General features: G+C 37.9%; 17 protein-coding genes. 5 read left to right on the forward strand and 12 right to left on the reverse strand.

Going from position 1 to position 22212, the window contains the following annotated elements; all coding sequences use genetic code 11:
• Positions 1–25 precede the first annotated feature (25 nt).
• Both GQR52_RS14155 and GQR52_RS14160 read right to left on the reverse strand, forming a co-directional pair.
• The gene (locus GQR52_RS14155) at positions 26–274 is read right to left on the reverse strand and encodes a hypothetical protein (RefSeq protein WP_007580368.1); all 249 of its coding nucleotides are present in this window, start codon (positions 272–274) and stop codon (positions 26–28) included.
• Positions 275–377: 103 nt separating this feature from the next.
• Positions 378–2015, reverse strand: a complete 1638-nt coding sequence (locus GQR52_RS14160) for a cyanophycinase (protein ID WP_165728860.1) — start codon at positions 2013–2015, stop codon at positions 378–380.
• A gap of 260 nt (positions 2016–2275) precedes the next feature.
• Here GQR52_RS14160 and GQR52_RS14165 point away from each other — a divergent pair, with 260 nt between their 5' ends.
• The 3 genes from GQR52_RS14165 to GQR52_RS14175 all read left to right on the forward strand — a co-directional run bounded on the left by GQR52_RS14165 (position 2276) and on the right by GQR52_RS14175 (position 4275).
• Positions 2276–2863, forward strand: a complete 588-nt coding sequence (locus GQR52_RS14165; RefSeq protein WP_165728861.1) for a hypothetical protein — start codon at positions 2276–2278, stop codon at positions 2861–2863.
• A gap of 97 nt (positions 2864–2960) precedes the next feature.
• Positions 2961–3875: a zinc dependent phospholipase C family protein gene (locus GQR52_RS14170; protein WP_165728862.1), complete on the forward strand. Its 915-nt coding sequence runs from the start codon at positions 2961–2963 to the stop codon at positions 3873–3875.
• Position 3876: 1 nt separating this feature from the next.
• Complete coding sequence (locus GQR52_RS14175; RefSeq protein ID WP_024593055.1) at positions 3877–4275, forward strand: hypothetical protein; 399 nt, start codon at positions 3877–3879, stop codon at positions 4273–4275.
• Between the two features lie 79 nt (positions 4276–4354).
• Here the strand turns inward: GQR52_RS14175 and GQR52_RS20415 are convergent, their stop codons facing one another.
• Both GQR52_RS20415 and GQR52_RS14185 read right to left on the reverse strand, forming a co-directional pair.
• The gene (locus GQR52_RS20415) at positions 4355–6625 is read right to left on the reverse strand and encodes an EAL domain-containing protein (protein ID WP_206017504.1); all 2271 of its coding nucleotides are present in this window, start codon (positions 6623–6625) and stop codon (positions 4355–4357) included.
• Between the two features lie 126 nt (positions 6626–6751).
• Positions 6752–9601 (reverse strand): UvrD-helicase domain-containing protein, encoded by a 2850-nt coding sequence (locus GQR52_RS14185; RefSeq protein ID WP_165728863.1) that lies wholly within the window; start codon positions 9599–9601, stop codon positions 6752–6754.
• Positions 9602–9883: 282 nt separating this feature from the next.
• On the opposite strand from GQR52_RS14185, the gene GQR52_RS14190 reads away from it, so the two are divergent.
• Positions 9884–10621, forward strand: a complete 738-nt coding sequence (locus GQR52_RS14190; RefSeq protein WP_165728864.1) for a hypothetical protein — start codon at positions 9884–9886, stop codon at positions 10619–10621.
• 114 nt (positions 10622–10735) lie between these two features.
• The gene (locus GQR52_RS14195; RefSeq protein WP_165728865.1) at positions 10736–11656 is read left to right on the forward strand and encodes a M14 family metallocarboxypeptidase; all 921 of its coding nucleotides are present in this window, start codon (positions 10736–10738) and stop codon (positions 11654–11656) included.
• A gap of 87 nt (positions 11657–11743) precedes the next feature.
• Here the strand turns inward: GQR52_RS14195 and ccoG are convergent, their stop codons facing one another.
• From ccoG to GQR52_RS14235, 8 genes are all read right to left on the reverse strand, one after another.
• Positions 11744–13126: a cytochrome c oxidase accessory protein CcoG gene (gene ccoG, locus GQR52_RS14200; RefSeq protein WP_165728866.1), complete on the reverse strand. Its 1383-nt coding sequence runs from the start codon at positions 13124–13126 to the stop codon at positions 11744–11746.
• Between the two features lie 157 nt (positions 13127–13283).
• Positions 13284–14699: a sigma 54-interacting transcriptional regulator gene (locus GQR52_RS14205; protein WP_165728867.1), complete on the reverse strand. Its 1416-nt coding sequence runs from the start codon at positions 14697–14699 to the stop codon at positions 13284–13286.
• Positions 14700–14792: 93 nt separating this feature from the next.
• The gene (locus GQR52_RS14210) at positions 14793–16097 is read right to left on the reverse strand and encodes an AarF/ABC1/UbiB kinase family protein (RefSeq protein WP_165728868.1); all 1305 of its coding nucleotides are present in this window, start codon (positions 16095–16097) and stop codon (positions 14793–14795) included.
• 68 nt (positions 16098–16165) lie between these two features.
• Positions 16166–16720, reverse strand: a complete 555-nt coding sequence (locus GQR52_RS14215; RefSeq protein WP_165728869.1) for a DUF1439 domain-containing protein — start codon at positions 16718–16720, stop codon at positions 16166–16168.
• A 370-nt stretch (positions 16721–17090) separates the two neighbouring features.
• Complete coding sequence (locus GQR52_RS14220) at positions 17091–19772, reverse strand: DUF349 domain-containing protein (protein ID WP_165728870.1); 2682 nt, start codon at positions 19770–19772, stop codon at positions 17091–17093.
• A complete protein-coding gene (locus GQR52_RS14225; protein ID WP_007378333.1) occupies positions 19762–20043 on the reverse strand; it encodes a DUF1315 family protein in 282 nt (93 codons plus the stop codon). The genes GQR52_RS14220 and GQR52_RS14225 overlap by 11 nt, the downstream gene beginning before the upstream one ends.
• A 1-nt stretch (position 20044) precedes the next feature.
• Positions 20045–20371 (reverse strand): hypothetical protein, encoded by a 327-nt coding sequence (locus GQR52_RS14230; protein WP_024593065.1) that lies wholly within the window; start codon positions 20369–20371, stop codon positions 20045–20047.
• 139 nt (positions 20372–20510) lie between these two features.
• The gene (locus GQR52_RS14235; protein WP_165728871.1) at positions 20511–22013 is read right to left on the reverse strand and encodes an alanine/glycine:cation symporter family protein; all 1503 of its coding nucleotides are present in this window, start codon (positions 22011–22013) and stop codon (positions 20511–20513) included.
• Between the last annotated feature and the right edge of the window lie 199 nt (positions 22014–22212).

The raw sequence follows: 22212 nt of genomic DNA on the forward strand, positions 1-22212 counted from the left end.
TTATTCAGTCTAGTTAGTATCAGTATTAGTGCTTGCGTCCTACACCATTACGTACCATGTCTTGGCCTGTTTGGAATACGTCTTCTGTAATCATGCGTGCTAAAAGTAGCTTTTGATTATCGTCAAACACAGCAACAAAACGGCTGCCATCTTTGTTATTAGTAGCCATACCAACACCGGCAACACCTTTAAGTCCAAAACCACCGTTTTCGACATCTATTAAAAAGCTTTCTAGTTCGGCTAAAGTATCAATTACGTCATTTTCATTATTCATTTTAAAACTCTTTTAGTAAGGCCTTGGCTAGGCTTTTAAATCATTATGGTGGCTATTTTATAGAGAAGAGCCAAAAACTTAAACCCTTGGCTCAGGTTAGTAACTAAATCGACTTTATAGCTAACTCTAAATTGCTTAGCGCACAACCAAACTCTTTTGCATTAACGCGATGATACTGCGTGTCACTCGTTGCAGTAAGGCTAATTATAAACTCATCTTGTTGGGCTACCGCACTTTGCTCTTGGCTTAGGCACATCGCTTGAGTAAGTGATCGCAGTTTTGAATTTGTTAAAATTGAGCCAAAACGCTGCACTGGCAGTGGCGGTATTTTTATAGCGGGTAACGCCTCATCTATTGTGCGCTTGCTTAGAGTAAACGTGTTATTGGTAATTTCAATTACACTGCTTGTAGGCCAATACGAGTAGCTATAGCTCTTACTCTCAGGTGGTGCTTTACCTTGGTTAGCTAAATGCACTACACCACTTTTGCCTATTACGGTTATTAAACTACCTTCTGGCGATTTAATAACAACCAAAGCTGTATTTTCATCAATACCAAAGCCATGCTGCATTTGTGTTTTAGTATTACTCGCTTCGCTATTATTTAGCGCAGCTGCGAGTCCAAACGTGCGGTTTTGTTCGCTAAATTGAGTATCTATAACACCAAAATTAAAGCTGCCAAGTCCACCAGCATTAGTGTTATTTTCACCTTTACGAAGTGCCTCAAGGCTTGTCGTATTTGTAAGCATACCCGTCACTTTACTTTGGATTGCTGCGCCCGCGCCTTCACCTACAATTACTGGGCGAGTTTGCAATGCTTGCGTCCACGGGTATGGATTATTGTTTTGATCAAATAATACCTTGTGAGTTAATGCTGCATTACCGCTATTAAACATCACACCGGTACTATTTTTAATAAGTGATACAAGTGCATTAGTGCCACTTTTGCATAAAGCGTATTCGGCCTTTGTGTACTCTGGATAAATTGCTTCCCGGTTATACACATTCATTAATGTATTTCTGAGAGCGGGTAATTCATCGCACGAGTTACTCGTAATCGCTTTAGCAAGTGCTGGCGTTAGTGCTAACCATTGAGTGCTTATATTTGATTGTGCTAAAAGACTCTGCGCTACATCTGCCGACTCATAAGGGTCGCGGCTCGATGCCGTAATAGCAAGCATGGTGGGTTTTGCGTTATTAACTTTTAAACTGCCCGACACAAATTGTAAAATACTATTAGTCGCGACCTCAATATTAAAATCGGTATTTACTTGCTCTTTTAAGCGCTCACCGTTTTTATCAAGTAGCGGCACTTCTAGCATATCAAATACAAAGTTGTATTCTTGCTGAGTCAGGCTTTCTAATTGCTGGTTATTTATATCGCGCCATAGCCATAATAAATCTGTTTTAGATACGCTATTTGACGATTTACCTAGCAAGGTTTTAAGTGTTTTTAATACAGCCGTTTTTGCCTCAACGTTATTATTAGGCCAGTGCTGTGTGATGTTTTTTATTTGAGAGTTATTAACCCTATATAGATTATGTAATTTACCTTCAACAACAGTCTCTTTTTCGCAGTTATTAAGCTTTGCGCTAGTACAAGTTGCAAGCTCTGAGCCCACTAAAATTAAAGTTTGGTTTTGCTCTTGAGCCACTGCATTTATTGAAAAACCAGCACCCAGTAACGCCACTAACATAACTCGTAATTTAGGCTGTTGATTACGTAAAAACGCACATATCATAATGTAAACTCTAATATAAATTATAAAACTAATGTGTTGCAGTTTAACAGCTAGCCACTTGAGCCTAAATATATTTTTATAAATGTTAAATAATTCAAGTCTCTGAAAAGCGATAGGGTTAGGCACTGCATTTAAATACATTGTTTAGTTTGCCAGCTACTCTCGCAAATATTGACTAAACAAATTTAAACCGAGCATTTATTGATCAAATCCATTGTTTAAATTACGGTGGTGCATTGTTTTAGTAACTGAGGTGGAATATGGACTTTTCTAATGAAGAGGTAAATTTTTTAGCTGAGTTATTCAAACCAAATACAAAGCAGCGCTCTCCCCGTAATCATATGCTTACAATGAAAAGCTCTGTACCCGCGAGTATTGCTCACCTTTTTACCCATGCAAATTTAACTTTGCTTGCTGAAGTTGCTAATTACCAACTTTGGTTTCCCCTGCAATTAAAAATTGATGAGTTAGGTGTAATTAACCCCACTTTGAGCGCACCAGAGGTAATTGATACAAAGGGCACTCAGCGAAGTTGGCGTTGGAGTGAGCTAAATATTAAAAGCCAAGGTTTTAATATTGAATCAATTTCCAGTACGGGCATATTTTTAAAACCATTGAAAAATGGAAAAAGCTTAAACAAATTACAGCACATGAGCTTTAACTTGCCTAACAAAGAAAGTATATCAATGGATATAGTACCCGTTAGGCAAAGTAGCTTAGGGATTGCAGCAAAAATAACTCAAATTCATAGCGGGCAAGAGCAACTAAGAGCTTATCTTTTTGAAGAGCACAAACGTCAATTTGCTAAATTATACGAAAACGGCCAATTAGTTGAACAATTAATTTAATAGCCTTAACCACCCTATACTTGCATTTAGTTAACTTTATTTAACGCTGTCTCAATGTTAATCTGTACTCCTATTTATAAATCATAGGGATATGACAATGCCAGGTGCTTTTGCGCACATTACTGCGGTTAATATTGCAACGCAAACCAAGTCACTCACTAAAATGGATATGCCTAAAAAGGCAAAACTTATTTTAAGCAAACGTCAAGCATACCTTGAACTAGGTTGTGTAGCCCCCGATTACCCTTATTTAGCTGTAGCGCAGCCTAGCCAAAATGCATGGGCCGATTTAATGCATTACGAGCGCACGGGTGATTTACTTAAAGCCATGATTGAATACTGTAAAACACTTGAAGATGAAGCATTTGAAAAGTGCTTTGCTTGGTTATGCGGTTATATGGCCCATGTTGCTGCAGATATAACGGTGCATCCAGTTGTTGAATTAAAAGTTGGCCCATATGAGCAAAACCAAACTGCGCACCGTACCTGTGAAATGAACCAAGATGCGTTTATTTGGCAACGTTTAAATTTAGGTGAGTTAGGCTACGCTGATCGCGTACAACAAAATATTGGGTCTTGTACTAACAAAGACGATAATTTTGATACCGATATTGCACAAATTTGGCAACATGCTTTATTAACAGTTCACCCACACTACGCCGCACAACACACGCCTAACTTTAATACATGGCATAACGGTTTTCAGTTTGTAGTAAATAATGCTGAAGAAAGCTATCGGTTATTTGCCTGTGCACGCCATGTTGCTGCTGATTTAGGTTTGTTTTATCCTCGCCCAAACGAAGTAGACTCCACTTTTATTGAACAGCTAAAAACACCGCACGAGCCAATGCATTACAACGATATTTTTGACTTTGCCGTTAGTAACATTCAGCACTATATAACCATTATTGCCAATGCCGTATTTTTAGATACTGATTACAGTGAAATTAAAAACTGGAACCTAGACACAGGCTACGATGAGCACAACACAATGACGGTATGGAGCAAATAGCATGAAACACTTACTCTGCATAAGCTTAATTGTATTACTTAGCGGTTGTTACACTTCAAAAAATAACAATCCAGAAATAATGGCCGATTTAGCCTCGCAATTAAAAGATATTGCTACCGCTGTAGACGGCACTTTAAAGTTTAGTGAAACACCCTATTCATCCACTGATGAGTTATTAAAAGCTGCCGTTAATAACGATTTAAGCAAACTTACGCCCTTTAACGAGTACACGTTTATTGTGGATGTACAAGATGATAACGCCGTATTACTTTTATGTGATGCTGACACTGCTTTAATTGAAGATGCAGGCTGTACTGCGCAATCAGACATACAGCATTGGAAATCGGGAGCTGTGCAACAGTGCAAAATAACTATAAACGCCCAACAACTCTGTAATTAGGTAATAAAACCAAGCTAGCTTTATAGAGCATGCATAGCTCTTAGGTGAGCATGTTCTATATAGTGGCCACTAAATACATTTAAAGTTGAGCTGTCACTTCTTCAGGGTTAAACACTAAGCCATGGCGGCTAACATGTTCTGCAAATCTTTCGGCTAGCATTGGTTTAGCAAAGTAATAGCCCTGAAATTCTTTACACCCCATTTGCGCCATTATTGCTACTTGTTCTTGGGTTTCTACCCCCTCAGCTACACACTTAATATCAAGCTCTTTACACATAGCATGTACTGCCTTAACTAAACTTTTTTGACGCTTTGAGCTCGTTACTTGGCTTATTAATGAGCGATCTAACTTGAGTTTGTTAATTGGGTAGTCGGCAAGGCGTGCAATATTAGAATATCCCACCCCAAAATCATCGACCGAAATAGTAAAACCCCACGATTGCAGTGTTTGCATAAGCTTTAACGAATGGGCTTGGTTAGCCTCAAGGGAAGTTTCAGTCAGTTCTAACTCTATTTGAGGCGGCTTTACGTTAAAGTCGGCAAGGTATTTAACTAGTTTTGACATAAAATCGGTTTGGCTAAAATCAATTAGAGATATATTTATTGCCACCGGCACACTCGGTAAACCCACTTTAGTCCAATCGGCAATTTGAGCGCACACCTTTTGAATAATCAGGTCGGTTAGCCGACTAACCATTCTGTATTCTTCGGCAATAGGAATAAATACCACTGGCGACACATTACCCAGTATTGGACTGTTCCAACGCGCTAAGGCTTCAAGCCCTATACATTGACCCGTTGCATCTACTTTAGGTTGATAGTGCACCGACAAATCGCCCTGCTGAAGCGCTTCATCTAATAACATTGAAATTTCGTATTTTTCGATAAAAGCTTGTGATTGTTTTTCGTTATAACCACTAAGGGCCATATTACAATTTGCTAGTTTAAGTGCTTCGCATGCATTGCTAAGTACTGTTGCGCTGTTTTTTCCATGATCAGGATACTTTGCAAAACCAAATAAAAATGATTGCTGACACTTAGTACCAAACACATTATATTTTTTATCTAATGTATTTTTTATTTGTATTAATAGCTTATCTTCAAGCTCGTTTTGCGAGTTTGCCACAATTATAAAAGCGAGCTTTCCGACTCCTATATGAGCACACAACAGCGGCTCATCTGGCATCGCTTTTAAACGCTTGTATGCGTTAATCAGTAAGGCTTGAGAGTCGGCTTTAGTGAGCTTTAAATTTAAGTATTCACTATTTGCACTTTGCGCAACAACAATATAAAAACCTTTTTGGTACTTACTTGTTAGCCTATCGCATTGCAGTTCAAACCATTCTCTATTAGGTAGCCTTGTTCGCGAGTCTCTAAAGCGTAATCGTTTGTTTTCTTGTTCCATCATCGATAAATTTTGTTTAATGAGCTGCTCTTGCGTGCAATCGTAAAAGTCGTATACACGGTAGTTTGTGCTCATTGTTATTTGCTGATAACTGGCTTTAAAATAGCTTTTTTTGTACTTCACAATTTTATTTTGCGCATTTGGATCGTCAAAAGATAAAGTAGGAAATAAATGAGAGAGGTTAACGCATTCTTCTTTTAATTCTTTTTTTATACCAAACATATCAATAGCATGTTGATTAAAATCAGTAATGACAAGGTTTTCGTCAACAATAATTTTGGCTTTATTTGATTCGGTGAATAAGCTTCGATAAAGCTCATTTTTGTCTTTAAGGTGTGTATTAGCGCTTATCATTGTTTTGTTTAAACGCTTAGCAGCCACAATTGTGCGTGCTACAGCAAGGGGAATACATATGTTAAAAAATAAAAATATAAGCCCTGTAATGTATAAGTCCGCGTCGGGAAGTTGTTGAGCTATGCCGGTTAAACCCGAGACATCAACGTTATTGATGATCATATAAAACGGCGCAATATTTAATACGCCATAAGCAAGGGCTGTTCTATAACCAAGTAGCATAAGTGCGATTATCGGGCAAGAATACATATACATAGAACCCACTTTAGCAAGCTCTAGGTCTGTTAAAAATAAGTTCATTGACACGCTAGCAGCTACAATGGCTATTAAAAGTGCATGAGCGCTAAAGTGATAGAAACGCTTACTTGCTATAAGTAAACCACATGCAGTAGCAAGAAAGCTGCTTGTTAATACAACAATATAAATTAAGTTAAATTCAATAGCGCTTGTGTACGTGTGGCACGCCACAGCAAAACATAACACCATTACTAATGATAGAATAATGCGCAGTGCACTTATTCGCCAATTAGCAACCTGACCAGGGGCTGAATAATGGTCATTTAATAAAAAGAATCTATTGAAAAAATGCATAATAAACAACAGTTAAAGCTCATTCTTCTATTAGACATTGATAGCTTGTTAAAATCAATCTAATGAATGTAATTTCTATTTACATAGTTCTATAAAATAGACAAGTGTAAACCTACTTGTTAGCCGTTAAACATTCATTTTTCGAGTGTTTTTACAGTTATCTTCTTTAAGAGCGAAACCGCTGCACCCTAAAAATTCACCGTGCTTAGATTTGCGTTTACGCATTTCGCGACCACACTTTTCACAAATTGGGTGCTGCGTTTTACACTCTGTATTCACACATTGTGAGTACGTGTTTTTATCAATCGATGGGCCACTACAGCTTTTACACACTCGTAATTTAGTTTCGCAAATTTGCGTATTAGTACAACTATAATAATCACCATATTGACCCGTTTTTGGCACAATTAAACCGTCGCTGCACGTACTACACTCTCTTTGCTTTAGTTGCGACTTATTAAACAACGTTGAAGCGATTTGAATGGGATAATTGTCATCTACTAGTTCTTTTACAAACGCTGAGCATGCATAAGGGTCTGCAATTAAATACGCTTTATGTTTAGCGCGCGTAATACCTACATAAAGCAAACGCCTTTCCTCTGAGTGAGTGAATTCATCTTGCTCTGGTAATAACGCCTCCACTAGCACATTATTTTGATTATCGCTAGGAAACCCTAATTTACCTTGTTCAAAACCAATAATAATACAGTAATCGGCTTCAAGCCCTTTGGCACTATGCAATGTCCAAAAATAAAGAGAGTTTGTATGCTTTTTATCTTTTAAATGCTGCTGCACGCTATTTAACATGTATCTATATCGACTAAGTATGGCAATGCTCGCTGATGCATCATTTTTTTGAATAGTGCTTATGCTCTGCTGCACTTTTATTTCTATCGATTTAGTACCTTGGTATAAATCGTCTAATAAAATAACTTGTGGTGTGGTTACTTGTGTATGTGTGCTGATCTGCTTTTTATATTGCTCAGGGTTTTGCATTACAAAACGCCCTGCTACATCACTAATACTATTGTTATATCTAAATGTTTTTTGCAACATAGTAAGTGAGTGGCTGCCCACTAATTCATTAAAGCGTGTAGTAAGCGCTAAATTACCACCCGAGAACCGATAAATTGCCTGCCAGTCGTCACCTACTGCAGTAAAGCGTATTCCGTTACCATGCTTTAATATGGCACTTAAAAAAGCCATTCGCGCGCTTGATATATCTTGAAACTCATCAACTAAAATGTGACTCCACACAATATTAAAATCTCCGTTTACCACCGCCTTTGTTGCTTGAATTATCATGTCGTCAAAATCAATGGCATTTTGTGCGCTTAGTTCATTTATATAAGCCTCATGAATTTGCACTAACAAGTTTGCGTATTGTTGATAGTTTTTAATACCGCTTTGTTTAATGCGCTGTGCTATTTGCTTATTACTTAGCTGCTCCACTCGAATAGCTTGTAAACATTTTATGTACTTATCAATGCCTTGCTGTAACTGCCCTGAGTTATTTAATGTATGAAATATTTCATCGTTACTTAAAGGCGTTAATTCAACATTATGCTGCTTCAATTGCTTAGCGAGAGTGTGCTCTAGCTTTCCTTCTACCCAGTTGTAATGAAAGGTTTCGAGTAACGTGGTGCCATTTTGTTTATGCAGTTTACGCTTAAATGCAATTTGCTCGTTATAATGTTTTTTATTTATATCGGCACGTGTATTACCTTGCCTATCAATCCCAAAGTGCTCTAAGTAAATATCATAGTGAGGTATATAAAAATCAGGCTTATATTGCCTATTTAGCTCGGTGCCTTGGTCAAAGTGATAATTCACCTCATAGCTATGCGGCACGCTGTTTAAATGCAGCCAGTTTGAAATAAGCACTTCCTGATAACTTTTTACTTTATGACCCGCAAGGCTGCGGTATTCGTTATCGCGTATGTATCGCTCGTACTGTGCATTATCTTTAAAGCTAAATATATCAATTGGCTCATGGAGTAAATCTACAAATACTTTTAAAAATTGTGGCTCGGTTTGTATTTTTTTACTTACCCATGCCGTTAACCAACTATTTAATTGAACTGGGTCTGTTGCAAATTTTGACAACTCAACAGGTTTTTTAGCGCTTTGTAATAGTTTAAGCCCAAGCGCATGAAACGTTAAAATAGTGGGTGCTTTGGTATGTAATTTTGCATGCGTGGCGCGTTTAATAAAGCGCTCTTTAAGCTCGTTAGCTGCTGTTTTATTATAGGCCAGTACCAAAATTTGCTCGGGCTTTGCAATATCACACGCTATTAGATCTAGCGACTTTGCGACCATCACAGATGTTTTACCTGTGCCTGCTGCCGCTAATACTAAATTTTTGTCGTTATCGCGTATTACTGCTAAACGCTGCTCTGTTGTTAATGGATTTGACTCTACTTGATTAAAAAAATCATTTTTAAGTATCAGTTGTTTTTTTTCATATTTATGGCGCAACTGTGCAATAGCATCAAGGGAATTGGGTGTGGTGCTCAGTATATTTAAAAATTTAAGACTACTTGGCGATAAGTGTTGTTGCCATGTATTTGTACTTTGAGCGTACTGTTTAGCAAGTGAAAACACATCGTTATTAAGTGTATTTAGGGAACTATCACGTAAAAACTCATCTAAAGCATAACGCTTTAGCAAAGTTTTGGCGTTATTTACCTTTTGCTCAAGCATAGCCGAAAACTGCGTATTAATGGCAGTATTTAAAGTATTAGCCTGTGCTTTGTTTAAAAAGCTAATTGATGTATTGCTGCTGTCGCACAAATTAATTTTGGCACTAAATAAACGGTTTTTAAGTATTGAGTAATTATAAAAGTCTTTAATTAAAAATGTTCGTGCGGGAGCACGTCTAAAATGCACAACAAGGTGCTCTTGTTCAATACTTACGTGTTTAATAAGGGTAAAAAAACGGCCTAGCCAACTTGGAGTAGCAATATACTGCGCCATAATACTCTATATGAAAATATACTTTAATTGATTGTAACACACTCTTTTATAATACATTTAGCGCTAAGTTAGTGTTTATTTAGTAAGCAATTTAAATAGTGGATTGGTTTTTAAACTTAGGTTTTAATGTTTTATTTACAACCATTAACAAATTTAAACATTTACAGACGCCTTGTTGTGTAACAATGCACAAATACAAACTGGCCATTGCATATAATTGTAAAAACTATTCTTAATTAAACAATTACTTACTGCCTAGTTAAGTGGCTTAAAGGAGCTAACATGCTTAAAAAATGCATTACCACAACGGCTTTAATTTTCGCATTATGCGCTTGCACATCAGAAACAGAGTCTGATTTAGTAAAAACAAAAGGTATATGGGCTGGCTTTGAACTGGTTTCTGACGGCAACCGCACGCGTGTTAACGCAGAACTAAATGCGGGAGATGCGAATGGCTCTAATATTGTTTTAAGCGATAGCGACTCATTAAGGGCTGTTGTTAATAACACTGCCATTGTACTTACAAAAGATACCGATTTTTTAGACGTTGATTACCAAGCTTATATAAATGCAACAGACGATAATCAGCAGTTTGATATATTATTTATACGAGACGATGGTATAAATGCTAATTCAAGCGCAGAACTGCCTTTAAATTTTATTATTTTAACCCCGAGTAACAGTCAAAATTTTGGTATTAATAGCACTCTTACCGTTCAATTAGATGGCACTGATCCTAACAGTACAAGCCAAGTAGAACTTAGCAGTAGTTGCACTACCAATAATAATGAAACACTTTTGCAGTCAACATTTTTTGCGCTTAATTCATCTCGCCTTGAAATAAATTTACAAAGCTTAGATATGTTTAACAGCTCGCAAGTAAATAAAAATAAAGCATGTAATTTAACAATTAATATTAAACGCGAACGGTTCGGTAGTATTTCGGGTGAATATGCAAACCAAAGCTATATTAGGGCGCAGCAAACACGCGCTATTAAAAATATGACTTTAACGTTTTAATTTGCACGCTAATTTACTCAGCGTTAAGCTATGCCTTTATTAAATAATTCTACCAATTGTAATTGCCCTCCTAATTTTTATGAGGGCTAATAATAATTGATATAAAGGTTTATTATGACTAATAGCACATACCCGATTGGCACACCTGGCAAAAAATGGAATAACAACGATAAAGCCCAGTGGTTAGCACGCCAAAGCATTAAACGCAGTTACCAAAACGAAGTCGTAACGCTAATTAATGATCTTAAAAACACCTTAGATATAGAGCAATACGGCGAGCTTAATTACGCCGCAGGTACTTACCCATTATATATATTAAAAACGCCTAACTTTAATGCTAATAAACCAACTGTTTTAATCACCGGTGGTGTACATGGCTATGAAACAAGTGGCGTACATGGCGCACTTAGGTTTGCTAAAACATCGGCTATGCAATATTGCGAACAGTTTAATATTATTGTTGCCCCCTGCATTAGCCCTTGGGGTTACGAGACTATAAACCGTTGGAACCCAGATGCTATTGATCCTAATCGCTCATTTTACGAGGGTAGCCCAGCTCAAGAATCAGCCGCTATTATGGCGTTTGTAAAAACATTAGGTACTGACTTAATCGCTCATATTGATTTACACGAAACAACAGACAGCGATAACAGTGAATTTAGGCCCACACTTGCTGCGCGTGAAGGCACTACAAATACTAACTGGAACATACCTGATGGGTTTTATTTAGTTGCAGACACCAAAAAGCCAGAGCCGGAGTTTCAAAAAGTGATTATTGAAAGTGTTGCAAAGGTAACCCATATTGCACCGAGCGATGAAAACAACCAGCTAATCGGCGTACCTCAAGAGCAATTTGGTGTGATTAACTATGCCGCTCAAGAGTTAGGTTTATGTATGGGCTTTACTGATGCACCCTACGTAACAACCACTGAAGTGTACCCAGATAGCCCAACAGCCACAGATGAAGAATGTATTTTGGCTCAAGTAGCCGTTATAACAAGCGCACTGAAATATATAGGTGCAAATACGCAATAGAAATTGCATATAAAACCGCACATAAAAAATGCCCAAGGAGAATATCTACTTGGGCATTTTTTGTATTTTTATGAAGCTTTATCAATCTTAGTTTTTATAAAACTGACTGTCTTTGGTTATGGTAATACTGGCGTCTTCTTGCGCCGTTACAATAAACTGTAGCTTACTCACTTTACGCTCAATATCGTAACCATCGGCTGTTACTGTCACTGGTACGCTTTTCATAACACCCGGCTGAACAAGTGTAGAGCTAGGGCTTGAGAGTATTGCACCAGGTAAACCCTCTATAGCGATGCTGTAATGCAGTGCTTTTTGGGTTTTATTAATAATAGTAAGTGTGTAAGGGTTTTCTACTAAGCCTTCGTAGTTCACTCTGTAGAGCGCATTTCTGTCGCGTAGTACTGAAGCTTCTATGGGGGTACGTTGCAGCATCCATGCAAACATAGATATTATTAACAAAGCCGTTAATGCGCCATATCCTACTAGTTTTAACCTAAATGGATTGGTTTTCCCCCCTTCCATTTGTTTTTCACTCGCGTATTTAATTAAGCCTTTTTCGTAACCAAATTTATCCATGGTATCGTCGCAAGCGTCTATACATAAACCACAGTTTATACATTCATATTGCATTCCATTTCGAATGTCTATACCTGCAGGGCATACGTCTACACACAAGTTACAGTCTACGCAGTCACCTAGGTTAAGCTCTTTTGGATCGGCTTTACGCTTACGCGGACCACGGCTTTCACCTCGCTTACTGTCATAAGTAACAAGCAACGTATCTTTATCAAACATAACAGCCTGAAAACGAGAATATGGGCATGCAATAGTGCACATTTTTTCGCGTAAAAACCCTGCATTGCCATAAGTACAAAAAGCGAATAAAAACACCCAAAAACTTGTAATACCTGACCATTCAAACGTAAGCATTTCCATATACAAACTTTTAGCCGGAATAAAATACGCCATAAACGAGGTGGCAGTTAAAATAGAAATAACAATCCATGCGCTGTGTTTAGTTATTTTTTTACGCCAAGTACTTAGCGTCCACTGTGATTTATCTAGCTTTATTCGCTGATTTCGCGTGCCCTCTATACGCTGCTCTACCCACGAAAACATGAGCATCCATATTGTTTGAGGGCATGTATACCCACACCAAACCCGACCAAGCCAGTTAGTTACAAAAAATAAAGCAAAAGCCCCCACCATAAACAGCAGGGCTAAAATCATAAAATCTTGAGGAAGGAGTGTTAAACCAAAAATAGTAAAAGTTTGCGTTGCCACATCAAGCAGCACAGCTTGTTGTCCGTTGTATTGGATCCACGGTATTGCAATAAAAGTTAGCATTAACAGCCAACCTAAATTACGGCGTATGCGCTGAAAAAAACCTTTTTGCTCGCGGATATAAATTGGCCCTTCGTTGTTGTAGGGCTTAATGATCATGTCTTCTTCTTTAATATCAAACTTCATAGTACTTGCTTTATTATGACGGTGTTAAGCAAACTATTGCAACTTTCAGACCAAACTGAAACTTAAGTTACCTTATTGATATTTATATACTTATTAAAATAAACAAAAATAAAGCTCGCGATATAAAGCGGATTACGCGATATATAACGAATTCTCGCTAAACTTTATTAATACCCAGTTTTCGCATTTTTGAGCGCAGTGTACTCTCAGGCAAACCCAGTTTAACGGCCGCTCCTTTATCTCCCGATATTTGCCAGTGCGATAACGCGAGAACAGAGGTTATATGCTGCTTTTGTGCTTCATCGAGCGTAAGCGAAGGGTTAATAACTACTTCACCTCCTGCTTGTAAAGGTTGGCTTAGCTGTAGTACAGCCTGATTAGATAAAATAGCTTCGCGTTCAAGCACATTTTGCAGCTCTCTAATGTTGCCTGGCCAATTGTAGGCTTGCAGTTGTGTAATTGCTTTTTTACTTAGCCCTTTTAAATGTTTGCCCAGTCGTTTATTTAATTGTGTAATTAAATTAGCGCATAAATAAGGAATATCTTCTTTTCGATCTTTTAAAGCAGGTACTTTTATAGGAAATACATTAAGTCGATAATACAAATCAATTCTAAACGTGCCTTTTTGTACCATTTCCCATAAATCGCGATTAGTCGCGGCAACCACTCTAATATTTACTTTTAGTGTATTAATGCCACCTACGCGTTCAAACTCTTGCTCTTGCAGTACTCTGAGTAATTTACTTTGCGCCTCAAGCGGCAGCTCTGCTATTTCATCTAAAAATAGAGTGCCTTTATCGGCAAGTTCAAAACGCCCTTTACGACGCTCATTTGCACCTGTAAACGCACCTTTTTCGTGACCAAATAATTCTGACTCTAGTAAACTCGGTGTAAATGCTGCGCAATTTACTTTAATAAAAGCTTGCTCGCTGCGTTTACTTAACCGATACAGGTTACGGGCTACTAGCTCTTTACCTGTGCCGTTTTCGCCAAGTATAAGCACTGTACTGTCGGTTTCACTTACCAGCTTTATTTGATCTAACATGGTTTGAAATATATGGCTTTGTCCAACTAGCCCTGAGTCTTGCCAATCTTCGTTAAGCTCTGCAATTAAGTAGTTGTTTTCATCTTTTAGCTGCTCACTTAAATGCTTTACTTGCTCAAGTGCGTTTTGCAGCGCATTTTGTGTTTGCTGTTGCAGTGATATATCGCGAAATACCGCTACAGCACCAATTAATTGATCATTTCGATAAACCGGTGTTGAAGTGTACTCAACGGCAAACGAACTGCCGTCTTTACGCCAAAAAATTTCATTTTTAACTTCACGACGTTTTCCGTCAAACATGGTGCAATATATTTGGCATTCATCCGCAGGATAAGGCGTACCATCAGCATGAGTATGGTGATGATATTGATGTATTTTTTTACCTAATAACTCCTCTGCTCGCCAACCAGTCATGCGCTCAGCGGCAGGATTAACAAACACAGCATTACCCGATAGGTCAAAACCATATATGCCCTCACCTACTGCATTGAGCAATAACTTAGGATCGTTTAAAAATTGTTTTATCATAAATGCACCTCGCGAAATATCGCGAGCATTATGACAATTTTTTAAACTAAGCGCACTCATTACTTAAAATGCACTTAAGTGCTCATTAAAACGCTATAAATAATGCTTAAACAGTGTTTTTACATCTATTTTTGCACCTAGCCTTGCGGCTATTAAGTAAAGTCCTGCAAGTTTTCGGTGAATAAATAAAGCGTCAACCGGTGGCGTATGCCATTGCTGTGATTGCGCGCTAAGAGCAAGCCCTGCATTTTTAATTTTTAGCGCCAATTCACTATTTTTAAAGTCAAACTCACCATTTACTCTTAGTGGTTCGCATGCCATTAAAAATAAATCGATAACGTTATTTTTATACTCATCAACCAAGTCATTTTTAAAATAACCAATGTGTAAAGCCGCTCTAAGTACACCTTCTCTGTTGTTTTCACTGCCCGCTTTAAATAAGGCCAAATAAGCGCGGCTGAGCTCAGATGATATTTCTCGCGTTGCACCAAAATCAAATAAAACAATTTTTTGTGTATCAAGCTGATAATGAAAGTTGGCAAAGTTAGGGTCGGTTTGAATGAGTTTAAAATCAAACATCTCTTTAAAAAACAAATCAATTAGTTGTGCTGCAACAAAGCTTTTTTGGTTATTAGGTAGCTCTATAATACTCTCAATCGGCTCAGCCTTTACATATTCCATGGTAAGTACTTGCTGCGTACTATGCTCTGGATATACGTTAGGCACTTTAAAATGGGGATTAGTTGCTAATGCATTTTTATAACGTATTAAGTACTGAGCCTCCCTCTTATAATCAGCTTCGGCCAATAACTGAGCTTTGGCTTCACTAATAAGCGGTTTAATATTAAGATCTTTTGGCAATAATCGAGAAATCGTTAATAACGAAATAACATTGTCGACATCACTCACAACACTTTTTGCAATACCAGGATATTGAATTTTAACAGCCAGTTGCTCACCATTCTCCTTATAAGCTAAATGTACTTGCCCAATAGAAGCCGCAGCAAAAGGTCTTAATTCAATATGAGAAAAACGCGCTAGCCAGTCATCTCCCCATTGCTCTTTTAATACCTCTACAAGTTGTTTATGAGGCATTGGGTTGGCATCTGAGCGCAGCAAAGCAAGTAATTGAGCTAATTCAGGACTGAGTAAGTCACCGGCATCCATTGAGAGTAATTGCCCAAGCTTCATTGCCGCACCACGTAAATGTGATAACTGTATGGCGAGCTTTTCAATGTTTTTAGGTTGTAGTAATAAACTTTTGTTATCCCAACCTTTGCCCGTTAATGCGCTCTTAGCACCATCAACTAGCATGTTGGTTGCAACACCTGTTGCTAGTGAGCCTAATTTTGCAAAGCGAGAAAGTCGAGAGGTGGGAACAGTTCGAGGAGCCGCCATAATATTAAAACCTTATTAGCCTGAGAGTCAGGCTAATAAGTACGTATATTTTAAGTAGGTCGATCTACTTATAGACTAGGTACTAGCTTAATTGCGCCTTCAACAATTTGTATATCAAGCGGTAGCTTGCTTAATAAAACCATTTTAGGATCGTCCATATTTAATGTATAAACAGGATTTACTGCTAAAAAGGCATTAATTACTTCCATTGCTTGGCTATCAAGTGCGCCTAAATTACCGCTAAAACCACCGGCATCTACACTCGAATCAAGTAACTTAATATTACGTAAAAACACCGCATTTTTCTCACTGTCGTAAAATGGGCTGCCTTCAATTTGAAGCTGTAAACGTACTGGGTATTTTAAAGCAAAAGCGTTAATTTCTGCGCTTGTGTCAGCACCAAGTACAACCACATCACGATTTTCTGGACCAATATTTACGCTCAAATCATTTACATCAAACTGAACTGGTAAGCCCATTAAGCTCACTTTTTCACTTAACTTTGGTAATTGTTTACTAAGTACAGACTCAACCTCTGAGTTAGTAAATGAATATACTGATATGCCTTGCGTGGTATTACAGGCTGTTAAAAATAACGCTGCAATAATAACTAAAATTCTCATGAGAACCCTTATATTTATAATGAAGTAATGATGCTTATAAAAAAGCCGCTATTAAAGCGGCTTATTAAAATAGTAACCAGTATATATTAAACTGGTTCTAGAGCGTGTTGACCTTTTGGATTGAAATTTGTTCAATCTAGGGTCGATTTAATCGCGGCGTGAGGTTTGTAACCTAGCGGGCTAAGTCAAAACCGAGCAACAAAGAGTTAATCGACCCTAGAAAGAACCCAAAGGGCAGCGCATGTTTGGCATTTATGCTGCGTTATCGCCTATTTATGGGGAATAACCACACTACATAGACTCTGCCTTGCCTAAATACCAAACAGTCTGCTGCAAATTCAACCACGAAAGTTCAACACGCCCTAGTGTATTAAGCTGCAAGTATCGCTTTAAGTCGCATTAGTGTGTCAGGTTCAACTGAACCGCTACTGAGCGCTAGTAACTGTTTTAAATAATAGTTTAAATCAGCATGTTCGCCACGATGCTTGTCATCTAGCATGGCTACTTGTTCTGCCATTCTAAGTGACTTATCAGTTGAGCTTACGTTCGCTAGTATTTCCATGCGCGTAATAAGCTGTTCAGTATTTAATGTTGTTTTAAGCGGTGCTTGGTACTGACTTGGTAACGCTTCATTGTTCTCAAGTGCTGTAATTAGTGCATCTAAATTAGCTTGCTCTGATTTGCTTGTAAGCAATGCAAGTTTATCTTCAATGGCCGCTAGTAGCTTAGTCACTTTTGGCGCTAACGATCTAAACTGTGCATACCCTTTCACTTTTGTTTCTAGGTCGTGCAACTGTGCTCTTTGATTTACATCGCTAAGTGCTGCTTCAAGCTCAGCAAGTTCTGCAACGGCTTGTTTATCTGACTCATTTTGATCAAGTTTTTGCTGCTCAAATTCACTACTGCGCTTAGTAAATGTTTCATCGTTAAACTGACGAAACTTTTGCCATAACGCATTTTCAGCTTTCAAGCCTGCAAAACCTATCGTTTGCCATTGTTGCTGCATTTGCTTCAACTCTTGGCATGCAGCGGCTAAATCATCACTTTGTGACAACTGCTCTGCTTTTTCTACTAGCTCATTTTTAAGTGCAGCATTACTTTTATGAAATGCGTTTAATAAAGCCAGTACTTGCTGTTGCTCATTTTTATAACGGTCATTTAATGTACGGTATGTTTTAGGATCAACTTTACCTACACTGCGCCACGCTTTGTTTAAACGATTGTATTGGCTTTCATATTGCTTCCAATCAAAATCATCCTCAGCAGTAGGCTGTAAATGAAGTGCATACATATCGCTAATAATACTTTCGCGTTGTGCTTTAGATGCTTCGCGTTGTACTTCTTGCTCTGCGAAGTAACTACGACAAGGTGCAAATAACAGCTCGATTTTTTCATCAAACTGAGTGCCTTGTTGCTTCTCTTCGTCTGTATCTAAACGACCTAACTCATTCCAACGTTTACGTAGTGCTTTTACCTGCTCAGCACGTTGTTGTGGGTCTGTACACTCTTCACTTACTAATGCGCTTACTTCTTCTAATAAAGCTTCACGCTTTGGTGCAGCAGCGTATTTTTGCCAATCTTTAGCGTCTGCAAGTTGCGCTTCAAGCTCTGCTTTTATGTTTACAAGCGGCTGTTGGTATTGTTCAGTAAGGGTATTAAATAATTCTTCAAACCCTTTAAATACGCCAAAAGCAACGTTAAATCGACCTTCTTCAATCAGGCGTTTAACATCACGTGCTTTGCGTTTTGCTTGGCTTTGATTTTTTTCAAGCGGCTTAACGAGTTCATTCATTGGTGCTAAAAATTGCTTTTTATGCGTGTTTAGCTGTGTTTTAAACGTACTTTGCAGTGCGCCATCTAATATATTTAAATGATTACGCGCTGCTTTAAAGCCATTGTTAAACTCAGTTAAAGTAACATCGTACTGCGCTAAGTCTTCTGCTGGTTTAATTTCACACAATGCTGTAAAAGCGAGCTTGTACTCTTTAATGGCAGCGGTTAGCTCAGGTAGCTTAGCAACTTGAGTAAATAACTTTTCTAACTTACTTACAGCAAGTTTTGATTGCGTGTTATTAGCAAGCTCTGTTTCGCTAATAGCGTGCTTAGCTTGCGCTACTTTTGCATCAAGCCAATCTTGTTGAATTTGCTCTGGCGTTTCAAGACCAAGTTGTAAGGCATTTTCAATTTCTTCGCTTAACGCTTCAAGCGTTGCAAGTGCTAGTAATTGGCGCTGTTGTTGCGCTAATTGTTGCTGCTCTTTATCGTGTACCGCTTGTAGCTGTTCAATGTGTGCATTTAACTTAGTGGTAATCGAAGTATATTTTTCATCAAGCAACTTAACACGGTCATCACTTAACCATTTAAGCTCAAGTGCTTGCCACTGAGCCATTAGCTCGCCCGCTTGTGGATTAACAACACCAAAGTCTGTTTTTTCACGCAAAGCATTTAACTTCGCTAAAATAATACGTGTTGCACCCTCTACTTCAAGTGGCTTTTCTATTGCTAGACGTTCATTTTCAATATGCGTTTCAAGTGCTGTTTTTGCGCCACCCTTTGCATGTTTTACTAATGGCTTAATTAATTGATGAGTAATAACAAGTTCAACTAATTGAGTTTGTAGCTCTTCGCTACCTTCTTTAAATGCTTTTTCTACTAGTTTTGGATTTGCTAAACGTTTTAATAATTTAACGCGTACTTGCAGCTCTTTTTCTGCAAACGCTAACTTTTCTAGTGTTTTTACTGGCGCAAAGCGCTCAATGTATTCATTTTTAATTTGCGGTGTTAGTGCACTTTCGCTATTTAAAACAGCATTTGATATCTGCAGCTCTGCTATATCTTTTAATGCCTGATCTTGTTTATACGCTTTCCACCAAAGTGGTAAATCGTTTACTTTTTGTAGTGCTTTGCGGCGTATTTCAGCTGAGCTATCTTCAAGTGCTAACGTGTTTAATATGGTTGCATCACGTTCAATGTCTAATTTTTCGATAGCATCAAGACGTACTTGTTGCTTAGGGTGTTTCCACTTCGGTGTAAAAAGGTGCTTAAAGATCATGTTCACTAAACCTAGCTATTTCGTTGTCTGATTTGAATTCTTTTTGTAGTTGAGCTTTTGTCTTTTGGATCATTTCACCATTAGCACCAATCGTAAATTGCTCATTAGATTGAGCCACCTTTGCTTGATACAACATAACCAACTGCACTGTTTGTTGCTTTTGCTCATCTGATAAAACGGTGCCATCTGGCCATTTGCCAGTAGAAGCACCGTATTGCAAGCGTTCGAATAATTCGGGAGTAATATTTTGTACAAGATTGTCGATATTCATGTCATTTTTTCTTTTTTAGAGTCACTAAAATAATACGGTTTATAATATACCAAATACAACCTACGCCAATTGCGGCAGTATAAGCATACCACTGAAGCGTTTCTTCTTGCGGTTGTAAAAAGTACAAACAGAAAAAACCACCTAAAAATAAGATAAGCGCCAAAAAGGAGTGATTTAGAAACATCTGCTTTTTTTTAATTCGCTGTTCGCGTTGAAGCTGTAAAACTTGCTCGTCGTTTAGCTCTGCAATGTTACTTTCGCAATGCGGACATTGTTTATGTTTATCTGAAATTGATTTTGCACATTTTGGGCAACGAATAATCGCCATACTTCTCTCCATACTACGCATAAAAAAAGCGCCTTTCGGCGCCTTTATTGTACTTGTTTTATTTCTCGTTGTCTTTTTTGAATTTAAACCAATAAGTGATTTAGAAACGATAAACATCCAAGTTACTCACTAAGTTTAATTACTCAGCGTCTTTTGACTGTTTTGCTAGGCGTTTTTCCCAGAAAGTGGCATTTTTAATACCTAATTTAACTGGGTCAAATGTGATTTTTCCGCCCTTTTTCTTCTGTTCTTCATAATCACTTAAACATAATAAAGCAGGCTTAGCTACGAAGAAAATAGCTAAAATACCTAATATGTTAATCCAAGCCATTAAGCCAACGCCAATATCACCAATAGTCCAAATATAACCTGAATTGTTAACCATGCCGTATGCCACCATAAACATAATCACAAATTTCACGATAACAAGCGGGATACTGCCTTTAAAATAACGATTTAAGTATGCAATATTAGTTTCTGCAATAAAGTAATAAGCAAGTATTGTAGTAAAGGCAAAGAAGAACAATGCAATACCCACAAATGCTTGTCCAAAACTGCCAAATACACTAAATAAAGCCATTTGAGTAAAGGCTGCTGAGCCTACTTCAGTGGCTGCATCAACATTTTGTACAATAAACTGTCCTGCTGGTAACTCACCCACAACATTGTATTGCTGCGTTATTAAAATCATCAACGCTGTTGCTGTACACACAAAGATGGTATCAACATAAACAGAGAAAGCTTGTACTAACCCCTGTTGAGCAGGATGGTCTACTTCTGCAGCAGCTGCTGCATGGGGCCCAGTACCTTGGCCTGCTTCATTAGAATATATACCACGTTTGACGCCCCAACCAATAGCAGCACCAAAACCGGCCTGCGCGGTAAATGCATCACTAATAATTAAATAAAATATATCGCCCACTTTATCTAAGTTTAAAAATACAACGATTAGTGCCAATACTATGTAACCAAGCGCCATAAATGGCACCACAATTTGCGTAAAGTTAGCAATACGTTTTATACCGCCAAAAATAATAAATGCTAAAACAATAAGGATAATTGCCAATGCGACTAACTTAAAGCTGCCTACGTCACCAAAGCTAGTAGTGACCATATTTCCATCGCCAAATACTTGGGTAAACGCATTACCTACCGCATTTGCTTGTACGCCGGGCAGAAAAACACCACAGGCAATAATTGCCGAAACAGCAAATAACACAGCTAGCCATTTTTGCCCTAAACAACGGTCAAAATAATATGCTGGGCCACCACGATATTGCCCGTTTTCTTCTGTTTTATAAATTTGGCCTAAAGTAGATTCTGCGTATGCGGTACTTGCTCCTAGAAAAGCAACAACCCACATCCAAAAAATAGCACCTGGCCCACCAAAACCGATAGCTGCTGCAACACCTGCGATATTACCTACACCTACTCGTCCAGATAACGATACTGCAAGGGCTTGAAAAGATGAGATACCTTTATCTGACGTGTTAGGACTAAATAATAGTTTACACATTTCTTTAAAATGTCTAACTTGAGAAAATCGAGTTAACACTGAATAAAACAAGCCTGCGCCTAGGCATAAATAGATGAGTGCATTACTCCAAACAACATCATTAACAGCGCTTACAAAAGCTTCCATGGATATCCTCTATAGTTATATTTATTATTTTTAATTACGAGACTCAGCTTTAGCTACTACGCAACATAAGTTTCACGAAATAAGGTTTTACCTTTCCCGTCCCGACTCATTATTTAATTAATCTTAACTTAAGTACCCCAACCTTGTTAACACTTAATTTTCAAAATATCTAATTACGTAGCTATTGTAATGCACCACG

Origin of the sequence: Pseudoalteromonas sp. 31A1, assembly GCF_011378815.1 — a bacterium.
Classification (GTDB): domain Bacteria; phylum Pseudomonadota; class Gammaproteobacteria; order Enterobacterales; family Alteromonadaceae; genus Pseudoalteromonas; species Pseudoalteromonas arctica.

What these genes read in the sequence shown, in the direction of transcription:
- GQR52_RS14155 (WP_007580368.1), bottom strand. Translation starts at nt 274, where the DNA reads ATGAATAATGAAAATGACGTAATTGATACTTTAGCCGAACTAGAAAGC.
- GQR52_RS14160 (WP_165728860.1), bottom strand. Translation starts at nt 2,015, where the DNA reads ATGATATGTGCGTTTTTACGTAATCAACAGCCTAAATTACGAGTTATG.
- GQR52_RS14165 (WP_165728861.1), top strand. Translation starts at nt 2,276, where the DNA reads ATGGACTTTTCTAATGAAGAGGTAAATTTTTTAGCTGAGTTATTCAAA.
- GQR52_RS14170 (WP_165728862.1), top strand. Translation starts at nt 2,961, where the DNA reads ATGCCAGGTGCTTTTGCGCACATTACTGCGGTTAATATTGCAACGCAA.
- GQR52_RS14175 (WP_024593055.1), top strand. Translation starts at nt 3,877, where the DNA reads ATGAAACACTTACTCTGCATAAGCTTAATTGTATTACTTAGCGGTTGT.
- GQR52_RS20415 (WP_206017504.1), bottom strand. Translation starts at nt 6,625, where the DNA reads ATGCATTTTTTCAATAGATTCTTTTTATTAAATGACCATTATTCAGCC.
- GQR52_RS14185 (WP_165728863.1), bottom strand. Translation starts at nt 9,601, where the DNA reads ATGGCGCAGTATATTGCTACTCCAAGTTGGCTAGGCCGTTTTTTTACC.
- GQR52_RS14190 (WP_165728864.1), top strand. Translation starts at nt 9,884, where the DNA reads ATGCTTAAAAAATGCATTACCACAACGGCTTTAATTTTCGCATTATGC.
- GQR52_RS14195 (WP_165728865.1), top strand. Translation starts at nt 10,736, where the DNA reads ATGACTAATAGCACATACCCGATTGGCACACCTGGCAAAAAATGGAAT.
- ccoG (WP_165728866.1), bottom strand. Translation starts at nt 13,126, where the DNA reads ATGAAGTTTGATATTAAAGAAGAAGACATGATCATTAAGCCCTACAAC.
- GQR52_RS14205 (WP_165728867.1), bottom strand. Translation starts at nt 14,699, where the DNA reads ATGATAAAACAATTTTTAAACGATCCTAAGTTATTGCTCAATGCAGTA.
- GQR52_RS14210 (WP_165728868.1), bottom strand. Translation starts at nt 16,097, where the DNA reads ATGGCGGCTCCTCGAACTGTTCCCACCTCTCGACTTTCTCGCTTTGCA.
- GQR52_RS14215 (WP_165728869.1), bottom strand. Translation starts at nt 16,720, where the DNA reads ATGAGAATTTTAGTTATTATTGCAGCGTTATTTTTAACAGCCTGTAAT.
- GQR52_RS14220 (WP_165728870.1), bottom strand. Translation starts at nt 19,772, where the DNA reads ATGATCTTTAAGCACCTTTTTACACCGAAGTGGAAACACCCTAAGCAA.
- GQR52_RS14225 (WP_007378333.1), bottom strand. Translation starts at nt 20,043, where the DNA reads ATGAATATCGACAATCTTGTACAAAATATTACTCCCGAATTATTCGAA.
- GQR52_RS14230 (WP_024593065.1), bottom strand. Translation starts at nt 20,371, where the DNA reads ATGGCGATTATTCGTTGCCCAAAATGTGCAAAATCAATTTCAGATAAA.
- GQR52_RS14235 (WP_165728871.1), bottom strand. Translation starts at nt 22,013, where the DNA reads ATGGAAGCTTTTGTAAGCGCTGTTAATGATGTTGTTTGGAGTAATGCA.